The sequence below is a fragment of the Acinetobacter sp. NIPH 2100 genome (genome assembly GCF_000369805.1).
Taxonomy (GTDB): Bacteria; Pseudomonadota; Gammaproteobacteria; order Pseudomonadales; family Moraxellaceae; genus Acinetobacter.
In genome coordinates this window covers 3,688,992-3,705,717 of sequence record NZ_KB850224.1, presented here as the reverse complement: position 1 = coordinate 3,705,717, position 16,726 = coordinate 3,688,992, and the positions used below count along the sequence as shown (strand labels likewise).

At 39.2% G+C, this 16,726-nt stretch carries 15 protein-coding genes and 1 tRNA gene; 8 read left to right on the top strand and 8 right to left on the bottom strand.

The features are described 5' to 3' along the window. Positions 1-39: 39 nt before the first annotated feature. On the top strand, positions 40-2,058 hold the full coding sequence (locus tag F887_RS00995; protein ID WP_005297467.1) for a hypothetical protein: 2,019 nt from the start codon (positions 40-42) through the stop codon (positions 2,056-2,058). A gap of 342 nt (positions 2,059-2,400) precedes the next feature. On the opposite strand, the gene F887_RS01000 is transcribed toward F887_RS00995, so the two are convergent. The 5 genes from F887_RS01000 to F887_RS01020 form a co-directional block, all read right to left on the bottom strand. After that, the gene (locus tag F887_RS01000) at positions 2,401-3,528 is read right to left on the bottom strand and encodes a GapS4b family protein (protein ID WP_005297465.1); all 1,128 of its coding nucleotides are present in this window, start codon (positions 3,526-3,528) and stop codon (positions 2,401-2,403) included. Between the two features lies 1 nt (position 3,529). Further along, positions 3,530-4,444, bottom strand: a complete 915-nt coding sequence (locus F887_RS01005; protein ID WP_005297464.1) for a GapS4a family protein — start codon at positions 4,442-4,444, stop codon at positions 3,530-3,532. Next, entirely contained in the window at positions 4,437-5,444 is a 1,008-nt protein-coding gene (locus F887_RS01010; RefSeq protein WP_005297462.1) for a nucleoid-associated protein, read from the bottom strand. The genes F887_RS01005 and F887_RS01010 overlap by 8 nt, the downstream gene beginning before the upstream one ends. Before the next feature lie 351 nt (positions 5,445-5,795). Beyond that, entirely contained in the window at positions 5,796-7,010 is a 1,215-nt protein-coding gene (locus F887_RS01015; protein WP_005297461.1) for a tyrosine-type recombinase/integrase, read from the bottom strand. A gap of 183 nt (positions 7,011-7,193) precedes the next feature. Beyond that, positions 7,194-7,283, bottom strand: a tRNA-Ser gene (locus tag F887_RS01020). A gap of 125 nt (positions 7,284-7,408) precedes the next feature. Between F887_RS01020 and F887_RS01025 the strand changes: the two genes are divergently transcribed. The 3 genes from F887_RS01025 to F887_RS01035 all read left to right on the top strand — a co-directional run bounded on the left by F887_RS01025 (position 7,409) and on the right by F887_RS01035 (position 10,836). Next, complete coding sequence (locus tag F887_RS01025; protein WP_005297460.1) at positions 7,409-9,289, top strand: potassium transporter Kup; 1,881 nt, start codon at positions 7,409-7,411, stop codon at positions 9,287-9,289. Positions 9,290-9,447: 158 nt separating this feature from the next. Continuing rightward, positions 9,448-10,521 (top strand): DNA/RNA non-specific endonuclease, encoded by a 1,074-nt coding sequence (locus F887_RS01030; RefSeq protein ID WP_032863019.1) that lies wholly within the window; start codon positions 9,448-9,450, stop codon positions 10,519-10,521. Positions 10,522-10,593: 72 nt separating this feature from the next. Continuing rightward, positions 10,594-10,836 carry a hypothetical protein gene (locus tag F887_RS01035; RefSeq protein ID WP_005297458.1) on the top strand — a complete coding sequence of 81 codons (243 nt, stop codon included), beginning with the start codon at positions 10,594-10,596 and terminating at the stop codon, positions 10,834-10,836. Between the two features lie 47 nt (positions 10,837-10,883). Here the strand turns inward: F887_RS01035 and aqpZ are convergent, their stop codons facing one another. Continuing rightward, entirely contained in the window at positions 10,884-11,573 is a 690-nt protein-coding gene (aqpZ, locus tag F887_RS01040) for an aquaporin Z (protein ID WP_005297457.1), read from the bottom strand. Positions 11,574-11,750: 177 nt separating this feature from the next. Beyond that, on the bottom strand, positions 11,751-12,758 hold the full coding sequence (locus tag F887_RS01045) for an AraC family transcriptional regulator (protein ID WP_005297456.1): 1,008 nt from the start codon (positions 12,756-12,758) through the stop codon (positions 11,751-11,753). 115 nt (positions 12,759-12,873) lie between these two features. On the opposite strand from F887_RS01045, the gene F887_RS01050 reads away from it, so the two are divergent. Next, complete coding sequence (locus F887_RS01050) at positions 12,874-13,527, top strand: sterol desaturase family protein (protein WP_005297454.1); 654 nt, start codon at positions 12,874-12,876, stop codon at positions 13,525-13,527. Between the two features lie 307 nt (positions 13,528-13,834). Here F887_RS01050 and hisF read toward each other — a convergent pair whose 3' ends face one another. Next, complete coding sequence (gene hisF / locus F887_RS01055) at positions 13,835-14,593, bottom strand: imidazole glycerol phosphate synthase subunit HisF (RefSeq protein ID WP_004776152.1); 759 nt, start codon at positions 14,591-14,593, stop codon at positions 13,835-13,837. A gap of 101 nt (positions 14,594-14,694) precedes the next feature. On the opposite strand from hisF, the gene F887_RS01060 reads away from it, so the two are divergent. From F887_RS01060 to F887_RS01070, 3 genes are read left to right on the top strand one after another with little or no spacing between them, the layout of a single operon-like run. After that, a complete protein-coding gene (locus F887_RS01060; RefSeq protein WP_005297452.1) occupies positions 14,695-15,645 on the top strand; it encodes a homoserine kinase in 951 nt (316 codons plus the stop codon). Between the two features lie 9 nt (positions 15,646-15,654). Then, the gene (locus tag F887_RS01065) at positions 15,655-16,272 is read left to right on the top strand and encodes a DUF1294 domain-containing protein (RefSeq protein ID WP_005297451.1); all 618 of its coding nucleotides are present in this window, start codon (positions 15,655-15,657) and stop codon (positions 16,270-16,272) included. A 33-nt stretch (positions 16,273-16,305) separates the two neighbouring features. After that, positions 16,306-16,701, top strand: coding sequence for a DUF4870 family protein (locus F887_RS01070; RefSeq protein ID WP_005297450.1), 396 nt, complete (start codon positions 16,306-16,308; stop codon positions 16,699-16,701). Positions 16,702-16,726 lie beyond the last annotated feature (25 nt).

The following is a 16,726-nucleotide window of genomic DNA, read 5'->3' as shown; positions in this document are numbered from 1 at the left end:
TAGATGGATTATTTTGGGTTTTGGGGTTAGGAGGAAGTTGTGAGCTTACAAACAAACTTGAAAGGGCGCCTTCGAAATACAGCTCTACCTAAAACCCATGGTTTAATGCCTGTCTTTGAAGCAGTTGTTAATTCTATACAATCTATTGAAGAAAAAGGAGAAAGGGATACTGGGAAAATTATTCTTCAGATTGATAGGGATAAGCAATCTACTCTGGATTTGGAATCTAAAGAGTTGCCTCCAATCGTTGGTTTTACAATTATTGATAATGGTTGTGGATTTAACGATGAGAATTTTAAATCATTTAAAATACTTGATTCTGAACATAAAATTGAAAAAGGCTGTCGTGGTGTAGGGCGACTAATGTGGTTGAAAGTTTTTGATAGAGTTGAAATTGAAAGTCATTTTGCAAGTGTTGAAGGTTGCCTAAATAAAAGGACTTTTAATTTTAATGATACAATGGCTGTCCATAAGGAACAGTTAGTTAATAGTGACGAAAAAGAATCAGGAACCACTATCAGGCTGATTGACTTTGAAAAAAGTTATAGAGAAAAATTATCAACAAAAGGCCTCTCGATTGCTAATCAACTTTTAGAACACGTTCTTTGGTATTTTGTACGCCAAGGTGGTGCTCCAAAGATTATTGTAAATGACGGATCTGATAGTTTTGATTTAGATGATCTTCTGCAAAAACATATGCACTCAAGTGCATTTCATGAAACTATTCATATTTTTAACCATTCTTTTGATTTAACACATATTAAATTTCGTTCATCAGTAAACAAGAAGCATCAAATTGCTCTTTGTGCGGCAAATCGTTTGGTAGAAGAATATTCAATTCAAGGAAAAATTCCAGGCCTTTATGCCAAAATTTCAGATGAAACAGGCGATTTTATCTATACTTGTTATGTTTCATCAGAATATTTAAATGACCGTGTGCGTAGTGAGCGAACTTCATTTGATATTGCTGAAGATGTAAGTGATTTATTCGAAGATATTACACTTAGAAGTATTAGGGAAGAAGTATTGAAAAGGGCAAAACAATACTTGAACGACGTGCTTTCTAAAAACATTGCAGCGGGTAGAAAAAGAGTAGAAGACTTTATAAGTAACCATGCACCTCGTTACCGTCCAATTGTTGGATATGTGAATGATGAATTATTAATAGTTGACCCTGATAAATCTGACAAGGAATTAGAATTACATCTACATGCACAGTGGTATGAGGTGGAACGACAATTAGTTGAAGAGGGCCATGATATAATGCAACCTCGCAAAGAGGATCATGTGGAAGAATATAAAAAGCGAGTTAGTAATTATTTAAAAAAAGCTGAAGATCTAAAACAATCAGATTTAGCAAATTATGTTACTCATCGTAGAGTAATTATTGATTTGCTCCAGAAAACTATTGGACTACTTGATGATGGAAAATATGCACGTGAGGAAATGATCCATGAGTTGATCATGCCTATGCAGAAAGATTCAAGTGAGGTATTTCTTGACTCATGCAATCTATGGTTAATAGATGAACGTTTAGCTTTTCATAACTATTTAGCATCAGACAAAACAATAAATGCTATGCCTATTTCAGAGAGTGCCTCTGGTAAAGAGCCAGATTTATTGAGCCTAAAAGTATTTGATAATCCTATCCTTGTAAATGATCAAATAAATTTTCCTTTAGCATCTATAACAGTTGTAGAAATGAAAAGACCAATGCGGAATGATATGAAAGAAGGGGAGGACAAAGATCCAATTGAACAAGCTTTGGGCTATGTTGAGCGCATTCGTGAAGGTCAAGTGAAAACTAAAGACGGATTCCTCATACCTAGAAATGATCATATTCCAGCTTACTGTTATGTTGTATGTGACCTGACACCATCTATGATCAAGCGATGTAAAAATTTTAGTTTAACAATGACAGCAGATGGAATGGGATTCTTTGGTTATAACCCTAATTATAAATCATATATAGAGGTGATTAGTTTTAATCAACTTGTTAGGGCTGCAAAAGAAAGAAATAAAGCATTTTTTGATAAATTAGGCTTACCATCAAACTAGTTAAAATCTTTTTTCCCTTTTATGAATTCCTCACTCGGTTTTTCATGCGATGGAAGATTTAGTTGATCGTCTATACTAATGGTACGGAAATCATTTTAGAATTATTTTAAGCCTGTGCGAATAGGGTATTTTCGATCCAAATAATTTCTTTAAAAAGCTTCTCTGTCATTACTTCACCACTTAAGATTGTTCGATACATATAAATGCTATAACGAGGGTGGGGGAAGTGCAGTGTAAATTCATGGCGTTTTTTATCAATGACAACTTTAGTGACACAATTAGTGTAATTTTCAGAGTTTTGTGTCACATAAGTTGTTATTTTCTAAAAAGCGTTTTTATAAGCTATTTCTTAGTTGAAACAAAGTTAAAAGCTTTATCTCTTATCTCCTGAACCTTGCTAATGATCTTTTTTCGAACTTCATGTTGACTATTTTTTTCAAGCCTAGATAACTTTTCTATGCTGAAATTGAAGCTCGTTCCAGAGTAGTCATTATCTTTAGTTGATTTACCTGAAAATAAAAACTCTATTCCACAATCCCCAGTATTAGTTCCAAATTTAAAAGTGTAGATTACAGTCATTTTTATGAGAAAATAAAAAGGGTAATATTTAGGTTCGTGTAGTAGAAAGACTTTTCCTAGATCTTTTCCATTTACGTTAATTTTACTAACTCGACCTTCCATCCATTCAATTTGGGGATCTTTTGGCAAAGCTCCTGCTTCTTGATCTCGAATAATTTCAAAGTCACCGACTTCTTTATAGGTAAATTCTGCATCAGAAGCCGAGGTGAGTTGAAGAAAAAAGCGAATACGATCAATATTATCAAAGTCTTCAAATTTAATAGAGAAAGGTTTTTCGTCCACTGTAATATTTTGGGATTTATAAAATTTACCAATGGCTTTAGTAATTTTTTCATTTAAATGATCGGTATCTTTAGAGGTTCTATATCGATCAACTTCGATTTTAAATCCACTACTTGATTCTTTTAGTCGAATTTCAGCTGGGTAAACAAGTTCTTGCTGAATCCAATCTTTACTAAAATCAAGAACTCGAACAGTATAAGTAATTTTGAGTTCACCATTAGGTTCTACCGTAAGGGTAGGGCTAGATGCGAATTCACGACCATCATCAAGTTGAATGCCATCGATGACGGATGAAAAGTCATCAATTAATGGAGTTTTCCAGTCCATTGAGCTAGAGGATAACTGGAATGAACTTGATGAGTACTTTTGACCAGATTCTCTAACGAAAGATTTTTCAATTAATTTAGAAAACTCATCTGGTGTGAGTAGACAGGCGCTTAATAGAGGAACTGTATCAGCTTTTTCTGAACTACCAATAAAGATACCTTTTTCTTTAAGAGTTTCAGTTATCTCTCCTGGACTAATTAGATCACTATTTAGGAGAATTCGAAGATGATCTCCCCAGAGTATAGCTTTATCGAAGTCAAACTGTTTAGCATACGATTGCATATTACACTTCCAATAAGTCCAGAACAGATTCCTTGTAGCAAAATACTTTGATGTCTGCTTCCCTTTTATCAAAGCTCATTAAAACTTCATCCTTTTTATTTTTATCATCAGCGGGATGATAATTTTCTAACCCAATGAATATGTTTTTAACCCATGCATCGGCAAAATCTAGAGCTAGGCTACAAAGTTTTTTTAATACTTCTTCAGAGAAGTCTTGTTTCGCGTATAAACATAGAGCAGGTTGATCACCAAGTATGAACCTTATAGGTATGATGTCAGAAGCAATTAGTTCTATTGGTAGGGTTGAACCGTACCGTTCATCAGTAGAGACAACAATACTTCCAAGTTTGGGATAATAAAAATTATAAGTTCCATGTGTAGAAGATCTAAAGTGTGTGATAGCGTCTTTAATAAATGTCGCTCTAGCCATATCAATTAGATAGATTGGATACTTTGCTCCCGAATCAATTTGCATTGCACTAAGGTATTGTTTTATATCCCTATCTATTTCTTTTTTATTTCCATGCCACCAAAAAAGCATACCAAAATGTCGTTTTTGCTTTCGACAATTAAATGAGTTAATCGCACTATTGATTTCAGGGCTAACTTTAGAACAGTCAATAATACTTTCTAATTCTAATAAATGTTTTTTTAGTTTGGTTCGGGTGCCTTGTGCACCTGGAGGATATCCTTTACTTGAATTTTTTGTAGATATATAAACGATATCAGTTTTCTGATCGTGAAGGGGGTTGTTATAGATATAAAAGAAATCATTTCCATGAGTTTCTTTTTCATGTAATGGTTTGTTGCAAGGAACATTAATTCCTTGCATAAAATTCTTCCAGCCCATCAGTTTTAGGAGCTCTGCAGTTAATTTTTCACCATTTTCACCTGATGTTTTTGATAGCTCACCCATTTGATTTCTCCAATACAATACTTATATGTACTTGTTTTTTATCTTCATCCCAAGTCATGCCTTTAAAAGAAAAATCATTGGGTAACATAAGTGAAATATCTTTACCTAAATTGATTTTACTTAGAACTTTTTGGAGCTTATTTTCAAACTTTTTGGCTGGTATAGTCAGCTCTTGAAGTTCGATCTCTCCTTTTAAATCATTTAGTCGTTTAAATTCTGAATCCCAAGTTTCTTTAGGAACATATTTCTCCGATATATTTTTAATATCAATCCCTGAGATTGATTCTTGTCCAGTACATAGAGCAGAGATTTCTTGCCCAAAAGACTGGCGTTCAATAGGACTCTCAATCCTATTGTTAACCGTTGTGATTAGGCCTAAAGCAATTGCTGATTTAACTCGTTCATTCGGTATCTGTTTTGCTTGAAGGAAATCTTCAATCCAATATTTTGTCCGATTGCTAAGTCTATCTACAGCGTAAACTTGATTTGAACCTTCAATTATCAGTGCGCCTTTATCAATAAGCTCAGGGTTTATCCCTTGAAGAACTTCAAGTTTTTGAGTCCCATTTTCAGAGTGTGCAGATAGGTATTGTTGTTGTGATTCAACTTTATAAATACCAATTGCTGATCTATATTTGTCTTTAATTTTTATTTTGTCGAATAAGATAATAAATAGATCACCAGAAGCAATGTTGGGATGGTGTGTCGAGCTGTAAAGGTGGGTAGCCAATCTTTTTGATAGCTCAATAAAATCAATTTTTTCAGATTCAAAGTTGGAAATGTGATGAGACAGCTCATTTAGGGTAGCATCTGTCTCATGAAAAAGTGTAAATAGATTATTGCTACGTACTATTCCACGAAGATATCCGTACAATAAAATATTCGCAATATCTTCAGTAATGGATATACATTCTTCGGCCAATACTAGTGGCTCTTCTCGAAGTCGATTACCGACCTTATGTAGAATAACTGATTTGACTCGAGCCTCACCAATTTCCATATTTTCCTCGTAAAATAGTTGGATAGAAAGTTGCTTAAACGATATTTATTTAATGAATAATTACTAAATATAGCTTATTGATGTATAAAGTTTTTTAAATATTAGAACTTTTTTTATTTTTTGTCTAAATGGGAAAATATTTTTAGTTAACTCTGATAGGCTAATGCAACAGGATGTCATGAAAAATTCCCGCCTTCTGAGTTTTTCTTTGATTAACGATAGTTAGTATTTTTAGATTTTCATACTTTACTTTGGATAATAAAAAGGCCGCAAGTTGTGGCTTTTTGCAATTAGTTGTTTATGACAATTTATGTGTCATATGACGAGTAGTAAAGTTATTGGGTACCAAAATTATTTATTATTATTTGAATCTATATAATTCCCTTTTAGCAAAGGAATAGAATTGATTCTTAGGCTGTCAATAAAATCAGACCACTCTTGCATCATCTTAATACGGTAGTCTAGGTGTTGAGCATGGTTATAAGCCTGTGAAACAGCATTCCCAACCCTATGTGCAAGTTGAATTTCAATAGCGTCATGCATATAGCCATGCTCATGCAAGGTTGTAGATGCAAGTCCTCGGAAGCCATGACCTGTCATTTTACCGTTATAGCCCATTGTTCGAATTGCACATAAAAGGGCATTACTGCTGATTGGCTTGGCTGTACTGTAGTTGTAGAAAACGTATTGTTTTATGCCTGTAATTGGTTGAATTCTTTCTAATATCTCTAAAGCCTGTTTTGACAGAGGAACTATATGTGGCATAGCCATTTTCATTTTGTGCGCTGGAATCCTCCATAAACGATTCTCATAATCAATCTCATTCCACTCCATCATTCTAAGTTCTGCTGTTCTGACAAAAGTAAGCGTCATCAATTGCAATGCTGATCGAATGATGAGATTGCCGTGGTAGCGATCCATACGTTCAATAAAGGCAGGAAATTCGGAAATATCTAAACGAGCCATATTCTTTACTTTGCGTGGTTTAAGCGCCTCACCTAAGTGTGGCGTAGGATCATTCTCAATAATGCCTTTACGAATCGCGAAGCGGAAAATACGCCCAGCTAAAGGGATTGAGCGTTTTGCCATTTCCAATGCACCGCGCTCTTCAATTTTTTTGGCGCAAGCTAATACATCTCTCCCCTTAATTTGATCAATTGGCATATTACCAAGGGCAGGGAAGAGGTCTTTTTCAAATACCGACAAATCACGTAAATAGGTCGCTTCTTTAATCACTGTTTTACGGTCTTGCATCCATTCCATAGCAAGTGCTCTGAAAAGTGTACTTTCATCGACTTGCAATTTTTTTTGTTTCTTCGCTTCGTTTGGGTTAATACCATCTTTTAACTTTAAGCGAGCTTCATCACGGACTCTTCTCGCTTGGGCAAGTGTGGTGTCAGGATATGTACCAATACTGAAAATATTTTCTTTGCCATTGAAGCGAAATTTCATACGCCAGTGCATGCCACCTGATGGCGTGACTTCCAGATACATGCCTTTTTCATCAGAATATTTGGTTTTCTTTTCAGCAGGTTTAATCTTTCTGACCTGAGCATCTGTAAGCATTGCCGTTCATCCAGTAGAAATTTGGGGGTATAAAAATAGGGGTAATTTATTATACCCCCAGTTATACCCCCAAGTAATTCAGGATTCAATAGGGTTAATTGGAAAACATAAGGCAATAAAAAAAGCCTAAATCCTTTAGATTTAAGCTTTTAGGAATCTATGAGATATCATAGAAAGTAAACTTGGCGGTGAGAGAGGGATTCGAACCCTCGATACGCGCAAACGTATACACACTTTCCAGGCGTGCTCCTTCAGCCACTCGGACACCTCACCAAGGTGTGCGATAGTAACCAAAAAAATGCACGCTGCCAAGTTGTAGTCGAACAGATTTGCAGAAAAACTTTTTGGCTAGTGATAATATTGCGCCATATAACGTTCTATTTTGAAGACAACATAATATGCAAAGTACTGCAAAAAAAGCCGCTTTGCCCGCAATGACGCTGGCAGCACTAGGGGTGGTATTTGGAGACATTGGAACCAGTCCGCTCTATGCAATACGGCAATGCTTTGTCACAGGACATGTTGATATCAGTGAAGGTTCGATTCTAGGCATTCTTTCACTGATTTTTTGGTGTATGAACCTGACCATTAGTTTTAAGTATGTGTCGATGATCATGCGCGCAGACAACAATGGTGAAGGTGGGATCATGTCACTGCTTGCACTGAATCTGCGTTCCTCCGTTTTTAGCAATAAAAATAAAATCTTCCTGATTGCATTGGGATTTATAGGCGCATCGCTGTTCTTTGGAGACGGGATCATCACACCTGCGATTTCAGTCCTATCTGCGATTGAAGGTTTGAGTCTGGTGACACCTACTTTAGATCGTTGGTTGGTTCCGATTGCTTTGGGTATTCTCACCGCATTGTTCATGGTGCAACGACATGGTACCGCCACCATGGGGAAATTCTTTGGCCCGATTACCTTACTTTGGTTTGCATCGATTGGTCTGATTGGACTGTGGAGCATTATCCAAACGCCTTATGTATTGATGATGGTCAATCCGTATTGGGCATTCCATTTTGTCTTTGATCAACCGACAGTTGCCTTTATCACCATGGGCGCGGTGATTCTGACCATGACTGGTGGTGAAGCACTTTATGCAGATATGGGGCATTTTGGGCGTATGCCAATTAAACTGGCGTGGTTCTTGGTGGTACTACCTTGCTTGCTTTTAAACTATGCAGGTCAAGGGGCATTACTGTTACGTGATGCCAAAGCCATTGAAAACCCGTTCTATTTATTGGTGCCAGATTGGGCTTTATTCCCGATGATTGGCTTGGCAACAGCCGCAGCAGTAATCGCATCTCAAGCAGTCATCACAGGCGTATTTTCGATGGCAAACCAAGCCATTCAATTACGTTATTTGCCGCGTTTAACCGTGCACCATACCTCTGATGTAGAACAAGGTCAGATTTATTTGCCCTTTATTAACTGGGTGCTGTTTATCTCGGTGGTGATTCTGATTTTACTGTTTGAAAGCAGTGCGGAATTGGCGAGTGCTTATGGCGTCGCTGTGACCATGACCATGCTCTGCGGTACGATTCTGATCTCGACTTTGGCCTATGGTGTATGGCGTTGGCCGTTGTGGAAAGTAGCATTATTTGCAGTGCCATTCCTGATTATTGATTTAATTTTTGTTGGTTCAACTTCATTAAAAATCTTGTCGGGCGGTTGGGTGCCGATCTTAATTGGTGTGGTGGTGTATACCATTTTAATGACTTGGAAACGTGGTCGTGAAATCGTCTATACCCGTATGGAAACCAATGCCTTGCCAATTGAATTGTTCATCAAAAGTATTGGTATGAGCAAAGAAACCCATTTTGTACCTGGCGAAGCGATTTTCTTAACAGGAACACCGAATATTGTGCCGCATGCAATGTTGCATAATATTAAGCATAATAAGGTATTACATGAACGCAACGTTATGGTCACGGTCTATACCCAAGATATTCCGTATGTGGCCAATGAAGATCGTCTAAAAGTTGAAAAACTGGATGAGCATTTTTATCGCATCTTTATTTACTATGGTTTTAAAGATCAGCCAAATATTCCAGAGGCGTTGAAACAGGCCTATGAACAGCTAGACTTCGAATTCGATATGATGCAAATGAGCTTCTTCATTTCACGTGATCGTATCGTGCATACCGTGGGTGATGGCATGTCACCGTGGCGTGAAAAGTTATTCATCTCGATGCAGCGCAATACCAGTCCTGTCAGTGACTTTTATCAGATTCCAACCAACCGTGTGGTGGAGCTGGGCAGTCAGATTGAAATTTAAATAAAAACAGATAAAAGGCACTTTCGGGTGCCTTTTTTTATTGTCTGTAGATCAAGTGTACAGATTTGCGACATAAAGTGTCGCTCTAGGCTGAAACTCAATATACAGTGGGCTTTTGAGTTGTTAAGCTGCGCGTTCGTATTGATTTTGATGTAGTTATGGCAAAGAGACCAACTCGAAAGAGTAAAACACCATTTGCTTTTTTGAGCCAAAATATTGGAAAAATGCTGTTGGCTTTGGTCGCGACGGGAAGTTTTGCGATCGCATTTGGCAGTGAAAAAATTTCGAAGTTGATGCCATTTCAATCGAGTAATGCTGGCTGTTTAAAACAGTTTTATCGTGATGTTCCACCATTGTTGAGCAAAGATAGCCTAAAAAAAGACAGTTATGCCTTGTGTTTTAATGACTTTAATGTGATGTATTCAGGTGTATCTAAAACCCCGTTATGGACAGCAGAATACCTAACACCAGAGCGTTTAAGCATCAAAATTAAACGTGAAGATAATTTCCATGAGGAAACACGGGTCAAACTTGTACATCGTGCGTTGTTATCTGATTATCGTGGTTCGGGCTATGACCGTGGGCATATGGCACCGAATGGCGACATGAATAATACTGCGGCACAGTATGACAGCTTTTCTTTAGCCAATATGGTGCCGCAAGCACCTAAAAATAATCAGGAAGTTTGGCGTAAATTAGAAGAAGCCGTGCGTTCTATTGTGACCAAACAGCATAAAGATGCCTATGTCCTGACAGGTCCAGTATTTGAAGGCAAAAGGCTGAAAACCATAGGCAAAGGGGTGATTGTCCCGACTGCGGTATATAAAGCGGTGTATTTACCGAAGCAGGGGATTATTGGAGCCTATTATGCACCGAATAATAATTCTCAGCAGGTCAAAGTGGTCAGCGTCTGCTATTTGGAAGAGAAACTGGGCGTTAATTTATTCCCACAATTGACGGAGCAACAGAAGCGCAATGTCTATCAATTGCCACTGTCTGCGCAGCAAGTGAAGTCGAATAAAGATATTAGTTATTCGCATTGGGATGGTCAGAGTCAATGTGCTGAAGATGCTCAAACAGATGCGATTCAAGTGCAGCAGCGTGAATTTACCTCACAGCAAACTGAGGCTGCAGAAAGCAAGTTCCCACAAATTGATGAAGAGACCAAACAGGCTTTGATCAATCAACTGGTCAACGCATTGCTGCAGTATTTCTTACAAATGTTGAGATAATGTAGAACATCTTGCAAAGTTATGCTGCTTGGCTCATGTTGTGAGGCAGACAAGAACAATGAGAGGGAAAAGATGTTTAAACCGTTTGAGCAGGGTGATGAGTCGTCAGCAATTTATGATCTGACGTTGGAAAATCAGGTCGATTGCGTCAGTTTATATGGCAATTTGCAGATTACCAAAGATCAGGCGGGGTTGAAAACGGCAAAGGCATTGCAAAGCTTCATCAATGATGTGGTCGCTGCATTGGAGAAAGAGAATTTACCTGAGCAGATTGAACGAAAACCTGAGCAGGATATCGAAAATCCTTTTCTATAAATAAAAAAAACAGCCTTTGAAGGCTGTTTTTTTATTGGAAGCAGGTTTTAGTTTTTCTCGCTGCCGACCACTTTGTAAATCACCGCACCAATGATGGCACCGATAATTGGTGCAACCCAGAATAACCAGAGTTGACTGATTGCCGCTGTTTCAGCAAAGAATGCGACTGCAGTACTACGTGCAGGGTTCACCGACGTATTCGTCACTGGAATACTGATCAAATGGATTAACGTTAAAGCTAAACCAATTGCAATTGGAGCAAAACCAGCAGGTGCACGACGATCTGTTGCACCCATGATCACGATCAAGAAGAATGCAGTTAGCACCACTTCAATTAAGAACGCAGATGCGACAGAGAAATGGTTTGGAGAAAGTTCACCATAACCATTGGTTGCGAAACCACCCGTACCCGCAAAACCAGCTTGACCTTGTACGATGATGTACAGCACAAATGCCGCTAAAGTACCGCCAATCACTTGAGACACGATATAAGGGACTAAATCTTTAGAATCAAAACGTCCACCAACCCATAAACCTACACTGACAGCAGGGTTAAAGTGACCACCCGAAATATGACCGAAAGCGTAGGCACCTGTTAAAACAGTTAAACCAAACGCTAGTGCAACACCTAAGAAACCAATCCCAAGTTCTGGATATGCCGCTGCAAGCACAGCACTACCACAACCACCAAAAACGAGCCAAAAGGTTCCCAGAAATTCTGCTAAATATTTGTTCATTGTTATCACCACATCAGTTATAAAAAAATAAAAAAGCAAGCATCCAAAAATTTATTATGGATATGTTTAACCTGCGTGAAAAAATTGTGAACTAATTCACATAGGTATATAGGCTCTTATATAAAACGAGCATTAAAACTGGTCAGTTGTGAAACCGTTAGTTCCTCAGTATTTTTATTAAGAATTGTAAGTTATGTTGTTGTTCCGCCACTGTTGCGGGGTTTGACCTGTCCAGATCTTAAAAGCTCGCTGAAAAGCGCTTTGTTCAGAATAACAAAGTAGCAAGGCAATTTCTTGCAAACTGAGATGTGGATCTTTCAAATATTCTGTTGCCAGCATAAAGCGAACTTGCTGCACCCGTTCCTGAAACGTGGTGTTTTGTTGCTGTAAATGGCGTTGTAGTTGACGCACAGAAAGCCCTAGTTTTTCTGCAATAAAATCGATTTGATATTGGTTTTTTTGTAGTCCGGTCAAGATGGCATGTTGCAGGCGCTGATCCAATTGGGTTGAATTGGGGAGTTTATCCAGCAAGGCGTGGGCTTGCTGTAACAGCAATTGCTGTAAGGTATGGTCGCCAGTTCTCAGTGGTTTAAAAGCTTCACTGACAGGGATCAGGAGTTGAGTTTTAGGCTGTTCAAAACGGACTTTACAATGGAAATACTGCTCATAAATGCTGATGTTTTTAGGTGCAGGATTCACAAAATGTACTTCATGTAAATGAATGCTGTCACCCGACATAAACAGTTTAAGAAACTGCACCATCAGCGCAATCGCAATTTCATCGGTCAGTTGAGTCGGATGCGGTTCAGGAGCTTCCCAGCGAATCGAACCATAGGGATGACTTAACTCGACCACCAACGGACTGCCATCATAAATCAGACGATGAAAGTCATGATAACGTGCCAAAGCTTCGCCTAGATTTTCACAAGACAAGGCCAGATAGGCAATAATACCGAGATGCTTGGGCTGTACGTAGGCTGCAATCTGCAAGCCCAAACCTGCTTTTGGATGCAGGCGATTGAGGTCTTCCAACAGGTCACGCCAAATCACATAATCAAACCGTTCGAGGTTTTGAACTTGTTGTAATTGTTCAGGAATTGCAATATTTTCTGCTTCGCAATAGGCCTTTAATAAATGCCCCAATCCCCCAAAAACAGAGCCTGTATAGTTCTTGAGTTGTGACATCCTGTCCACCTCGTGTTTTGTCGTGTTTTGTCAATATAAATATATCGCATCGTCAATACTTCGCCTACAAAAATTTATATCTTTAATAAAAATAAGGAAACATTTGGAGAAAACCATGATTAAGGGTTTTATCGCAGGTCTGGCTGTTGCAAATGCATTTGAGTGGTTTGCACATAAATACATTTTGCATGGGGTACATCGTCCTGGGCAGCCACGTTATAGCCCTGTGCCGAAAAGCATGGAGTCACATTGGGCACATCACCGTGAAGTGCGTAAGCAAGCCTTTTCGGATGATTGTTATGTAGAAGGCGTCGATCACTGGCGGACACGTAATGAAATCATGTCATTGGCTGTGGTGGCAGGCGTTGCCAGTGTTGCCTTTTATCCGATTTCAAAAGGTATGTCTTTGGCGGCGCTTTATAGTGCAGGTAACTATTATTATGTACATCGTCGTGCACATTTAGAACCTGATTGGGCAAAACGAACCATTCCTTGGCATTATGATCATCATATGAACTCTAACCAAGATGCCAACTGGTGTGTGACACGTCCATGGTTTGATTATGTGATGGGTACGCGAGTGGTGTCTTCTGCCGATTTAAAAGAGACCAATCCATTGGGTCTTCCTTTACCTGCGGCTTTGTCTAAAGCGTTGACGCAAGCGATTGAGTCGGTCTTTCCTGCAAAATGGGTAGAGCAAAAACCAAAATTGGTCGAGACGGCTGTGCTTGAGCAACAGCAAAAACAAGCACAAGAATCGGTGGCTTGAATTTAAACGCGAATAACAGAGGGTAGCTTCTTTTTCATTGACAAATCATGACGGCAAAAATAGGATTTTGTCGTAAATTGTCAATAAAATTGGTTTTTAATGTCAATATTTCTGCTCATTTTCTCGCTAATTTAGCTCAAGCATTTTAAATGCTCAGAATTTGTTCAAATTGACTGTATTATGCTTACCCTCTAGCGTTGTATAACGCAGTTTCCTACCTTGCTCAGCAAGGTATTTTTTTGTCTGTTAAAAGATATTGTTTAATAAAAAACCTCTCCAGCGAGAGGTTTTTTATTTAGCGCATTGATTAGAGACGCATTTCAATGCCTTGAGCAGCAAGGAATTGTTTTGCTTCAGGAATAGTATGTTGACCAAAGTGGAAAATAGATGCGGCAAGTACAGCATCTGCGCCACCTTTCAAGATTCCGTCAGCTAAATGTTGTAAATTGCCGACGCCACCTGATGCGATGGTTGGAATGTTGACACGATCATTGATCTGGCGCATCAAGGCAATGTCATAACCTGCTTTGGTTCCGTCAGCATCCATACTGGTAATCAGCAGTTCTCCTGCACCGAAGTCAGCCATTTTCACCGCCCACTCAATTGCATCAATCCCTGTGGGTTTACGGCCGCCGTGAGTGAAAATTTCCCACTTATTCTCGCCCGTTTTTTTCGCATCAATCGCAACGACAATACATTGTGCGCCAAAGCGTTGCGAGGCTTCCTGAACAAACTCAGGGGTAAATACTGCTGCTGAGTTGATACTGACTTTATCTGCACCTGCATTGAGCAGTAAACGGATATCTTCAACTTTACGGACACCACCACCCACAGTTAAGGGTACAAAAACGCTTTCTGCCATGCGTTCTACGGTACGGTAAGTGGTGTCGCGTCCATGATGGGTAGCAGTAATATCTAAAAAGGTAATTTCATCGGCACCTTGTTCGTTATAACGACGGGCAACTTCGACAGGGTCACCTGCGTCACGAATATCAAGGAATTGAACGCCTTTGACGACTCGACCATTATCAACATCTAAGCAAGGGATAATACGTTTTGCGAGCATAAAATTTTCCAAAAAATCGCCAATAAAGAAAGGGGTGCTACACCTTCATGGAGGGAACAGGTATTCTATCAAACTTCACAGCTATTTTTTGCAGGTTTTCCATGTCGGTTTATACCCCGTTGAGTTTAGAAGAAGTTCAAGCCTTTGCTGAGCCCTATGGTTTAGCGGTGATTGACCTGATTCCAATCCAAGGCGGTATTCAAAACACCAATTATTTTTTGGTGGATCAATCACAGAAACAATATGTTTTAACAGTTTTTGAAGAGTTAGATGCTGAAGGGGCAGGTGAACTGGTGCCTGTACTGGACTGTTTAGGTGAGGCAGATGTGCCTGTGGCAGTACCGTTAAAGCATAGTGGTCAGGCAATTCATAGTATTGCCGATAAACCTGCACAAATTGCGCCACGCTTGATGGGTGAGCATCCAGAAGATGCAACGATTGTACAAATCCAGGCAATTGCCCAAGCACAGGCAAAATTGCATTTGGCCTTGCAAGGTTTTCCTTTAGAACGTGATTTTAATCGGAACCATGAATATTGGTCAGAGGTTGCCGATCAGCTTAAACCACAAATGAATGCTGAAGATCAGGCTTTACTGGCACAGGTTTTTCAGCAGTTTGCACAGATCACGCAACAGCACCCAGATCGCCCTACAGGTTTTATTCATTCAGATTTATTTAGAGACAATACGCTGTTTGAAGGTGATCAACTGCAAGGCATTCTTGATTTTTACGAATTAAATCAAGATGAATGGTTGTTTGATATCGCGATTAGTATCAATGACTTTTGTACCGCCTACCCACAAGCGTATTTAGATCAAGCGAAAGCAGATGCGTTCCTCGCAGCGTATCAACGTATTCGTACGCTGACCGCAGATGAATTGGCTTGTTTGAATATTTTCTTGGCCATGGCAGCTTGCCGTTTCTGGAGTATGCGTTTACAGGTGGCACAGAAAAATGCCGAGCAAGGCCGTACAGGCGATGACATTTTGCAAAAAGATCCGCTGGAAATGCGCATGATGTTGCAAGACCGTTTACAACGAATCACAACTTAGGAAAGAGTCATGCGAGATCAAGGTCGTTTAGTTGAATGGTTCGATGATAAAGGCTACGGATTTATCCAGCCCAATGACACCCAAAAAGATCGTGTCTTTATTCACATTAAAGACTTTGCTCGCACAGGCCCACGACCATTGGTGGGTTGTGCGCTGGAATATGTGGTGATTCTGGATGAGCGCGGTCGTTATCGCGCTCAGCAAGTGGTTTATTTAAAAGCCTCTCAAGTCTTTGAACATAAAGCTAAAGTAGAGAAAACGACGGCTTCTAAACCTTGGTCAGCCATGCAGATTGCGATCGTCATTTATATTGTCTTTATGGTGATTGCAAGCTTTAGCAAAGTGTTGCCACCGTATACCTTATTATTTGTCAGCTTGATGAATGTGTTGAGTTATTGGCTCTATGCACAGGATAAAGAGGCGGCACAATTGGGTAATCGACGTATTCCAGAACAGACCTTGCATATCGTAGATTCACTTGGTGGATGGTGTGCTGGTTGGCTTGCTCAGCAAAAACTGAGACATAAAACACAAAAACAACCGTTTCGTAAGATTTATTTCTGTACCATAGTCTTCCATATATTGTTGATATGTTGGTTAATTTCTCCACTCAATGTGTTTTATTGATCGGGGGAGCTTTGTTTCTGGAGATAAATAAAAATGAATTATTCCGTTGATCAAGATCCAAACCGTACTTTGACTTTGGTTCTTTATGTGCTTTATATCATTGCCATTTTTACGGGTGGTTTATTGGCAATCATTGCTTTAATCATCAACTATGTAAAACGCAGCGATGTACAAGGTTCGATTTTTGAAAGTCACTTTACTTGGCAAATTCGCACCTTCTGGTGGTATTTGGCTTGGAATATTATTGCTTTTATACCGTTCTCGTTCCTGTTCTTTACCGGAGATAACAGCACGGCCTTTGCTGGAGTGGCCGTGTCTGCCACGACCTTTGCGTTTGCCGTGATCTTTGGTGCATGGATCTGGATTGTCTATCGCGCTATTCGTGGTCTGATTGCCTTAAATGACAATAAACCAATGTATCAAGACTAAGATTGTTCAGAACTCGCTTGGTCAC

Bases quoted from the DNA above. Each gene is read 5' to 3' on its own strand.
- F887_RS01000 (WP_005297465.1), bottom strand. From the start codon at position 3,528: ATGCAATCGTATGCTAAACAGTTTGACTTCGATAAAGCTATACTCTGG.
- F887_RS01005 (WP_005297464.1), bottom strand. From the start codon at position 4,444: ATGGGTGAGCTATCAAAAACATCAGGTGAAAATGGTGAAAAATTAACT.
- F887_RS01010 (WP_005297462.1), bottom strand. From the start codon at position 5,444: ATGGAAATTGGTGAGGCTCGAGTCAAATCAGTTATTCTACATAAGGTC.
- F887_RS01015 (WP_005297461.1), bottom strand. From the start codon at position 7,010: ATGCTTACAGATGCTCAGGTCAGAAAGATTAAACCTGCTGAAAAGAAA.
- F887_RS01025 (WP_005297460.1), top strand. From the start codon at position 7,409: ATGCAAAGTACTGCAAAAAAAGCCGCTTTGCCCGCAATGACGCTGGCA.
- F887_RS01030 (WP_032863019.1), top strand. From the start codon at position 9,448: ATGGCAAAGAGACCAACTCGAAAGAGTAAAACACCATTTGCTTTTTTG.
- F887_RS01035 (WP_005297458.1), top strand. From the start codon at position 10,594: ATGTTTAAACCGTTTGAGCAGGGTGATGAGTCGTCAGCAATTTATGAT.
- aqpZ (WP_005297457.1), bottom strand. From the start codon at position 11,573: ATGAACAAATATTTAGCAGAATTTCTGGGAACCTTTTGGCTCGTTTTT.
- F887_RS01045 (WP_005297456.1), bottom strand. From the start codon at position 12,758: ATGTCACAACTCAAGAACTATACAGGCTCTGTTTTTGGGGGATTGGGG.
- F887_RS01050 (WP_005297454.1), top strand. From the start codon at position 12,874: ATGATTAAGGGTTTTATCGCAGGTCTGGCTGTTGCAAATGCATTTGAG.
- hisF (WP_004776152.1), bottom strand. From the start codon at position 14,593: ATGCTCGCAAAACGTATTATCCCTTGCTTAGATGTTGATAATGGTCGA.
- F887_RS01060 (WP_005297452.1), top strand. From the start codon at position 14,695: ATGTCGGTTTATACCCCGTTGAGTTTAGAAGAAGTTCAAGCCTTTGCT.
- F887_RS01065 (WP_005297451.1), top strand. From the start codon at position 15,655: ATGCGAGATCAAGGTCGTTTAGTTGAATGGTTCGATGATAAAGGCTAC.
- F887_RS01070 (WP_005297450.1), top strand. From the start codon at position 16,306: ATGAATTATTCCGTTGATCAAGATCCAAACCGTACTTTGACTTTGGTT.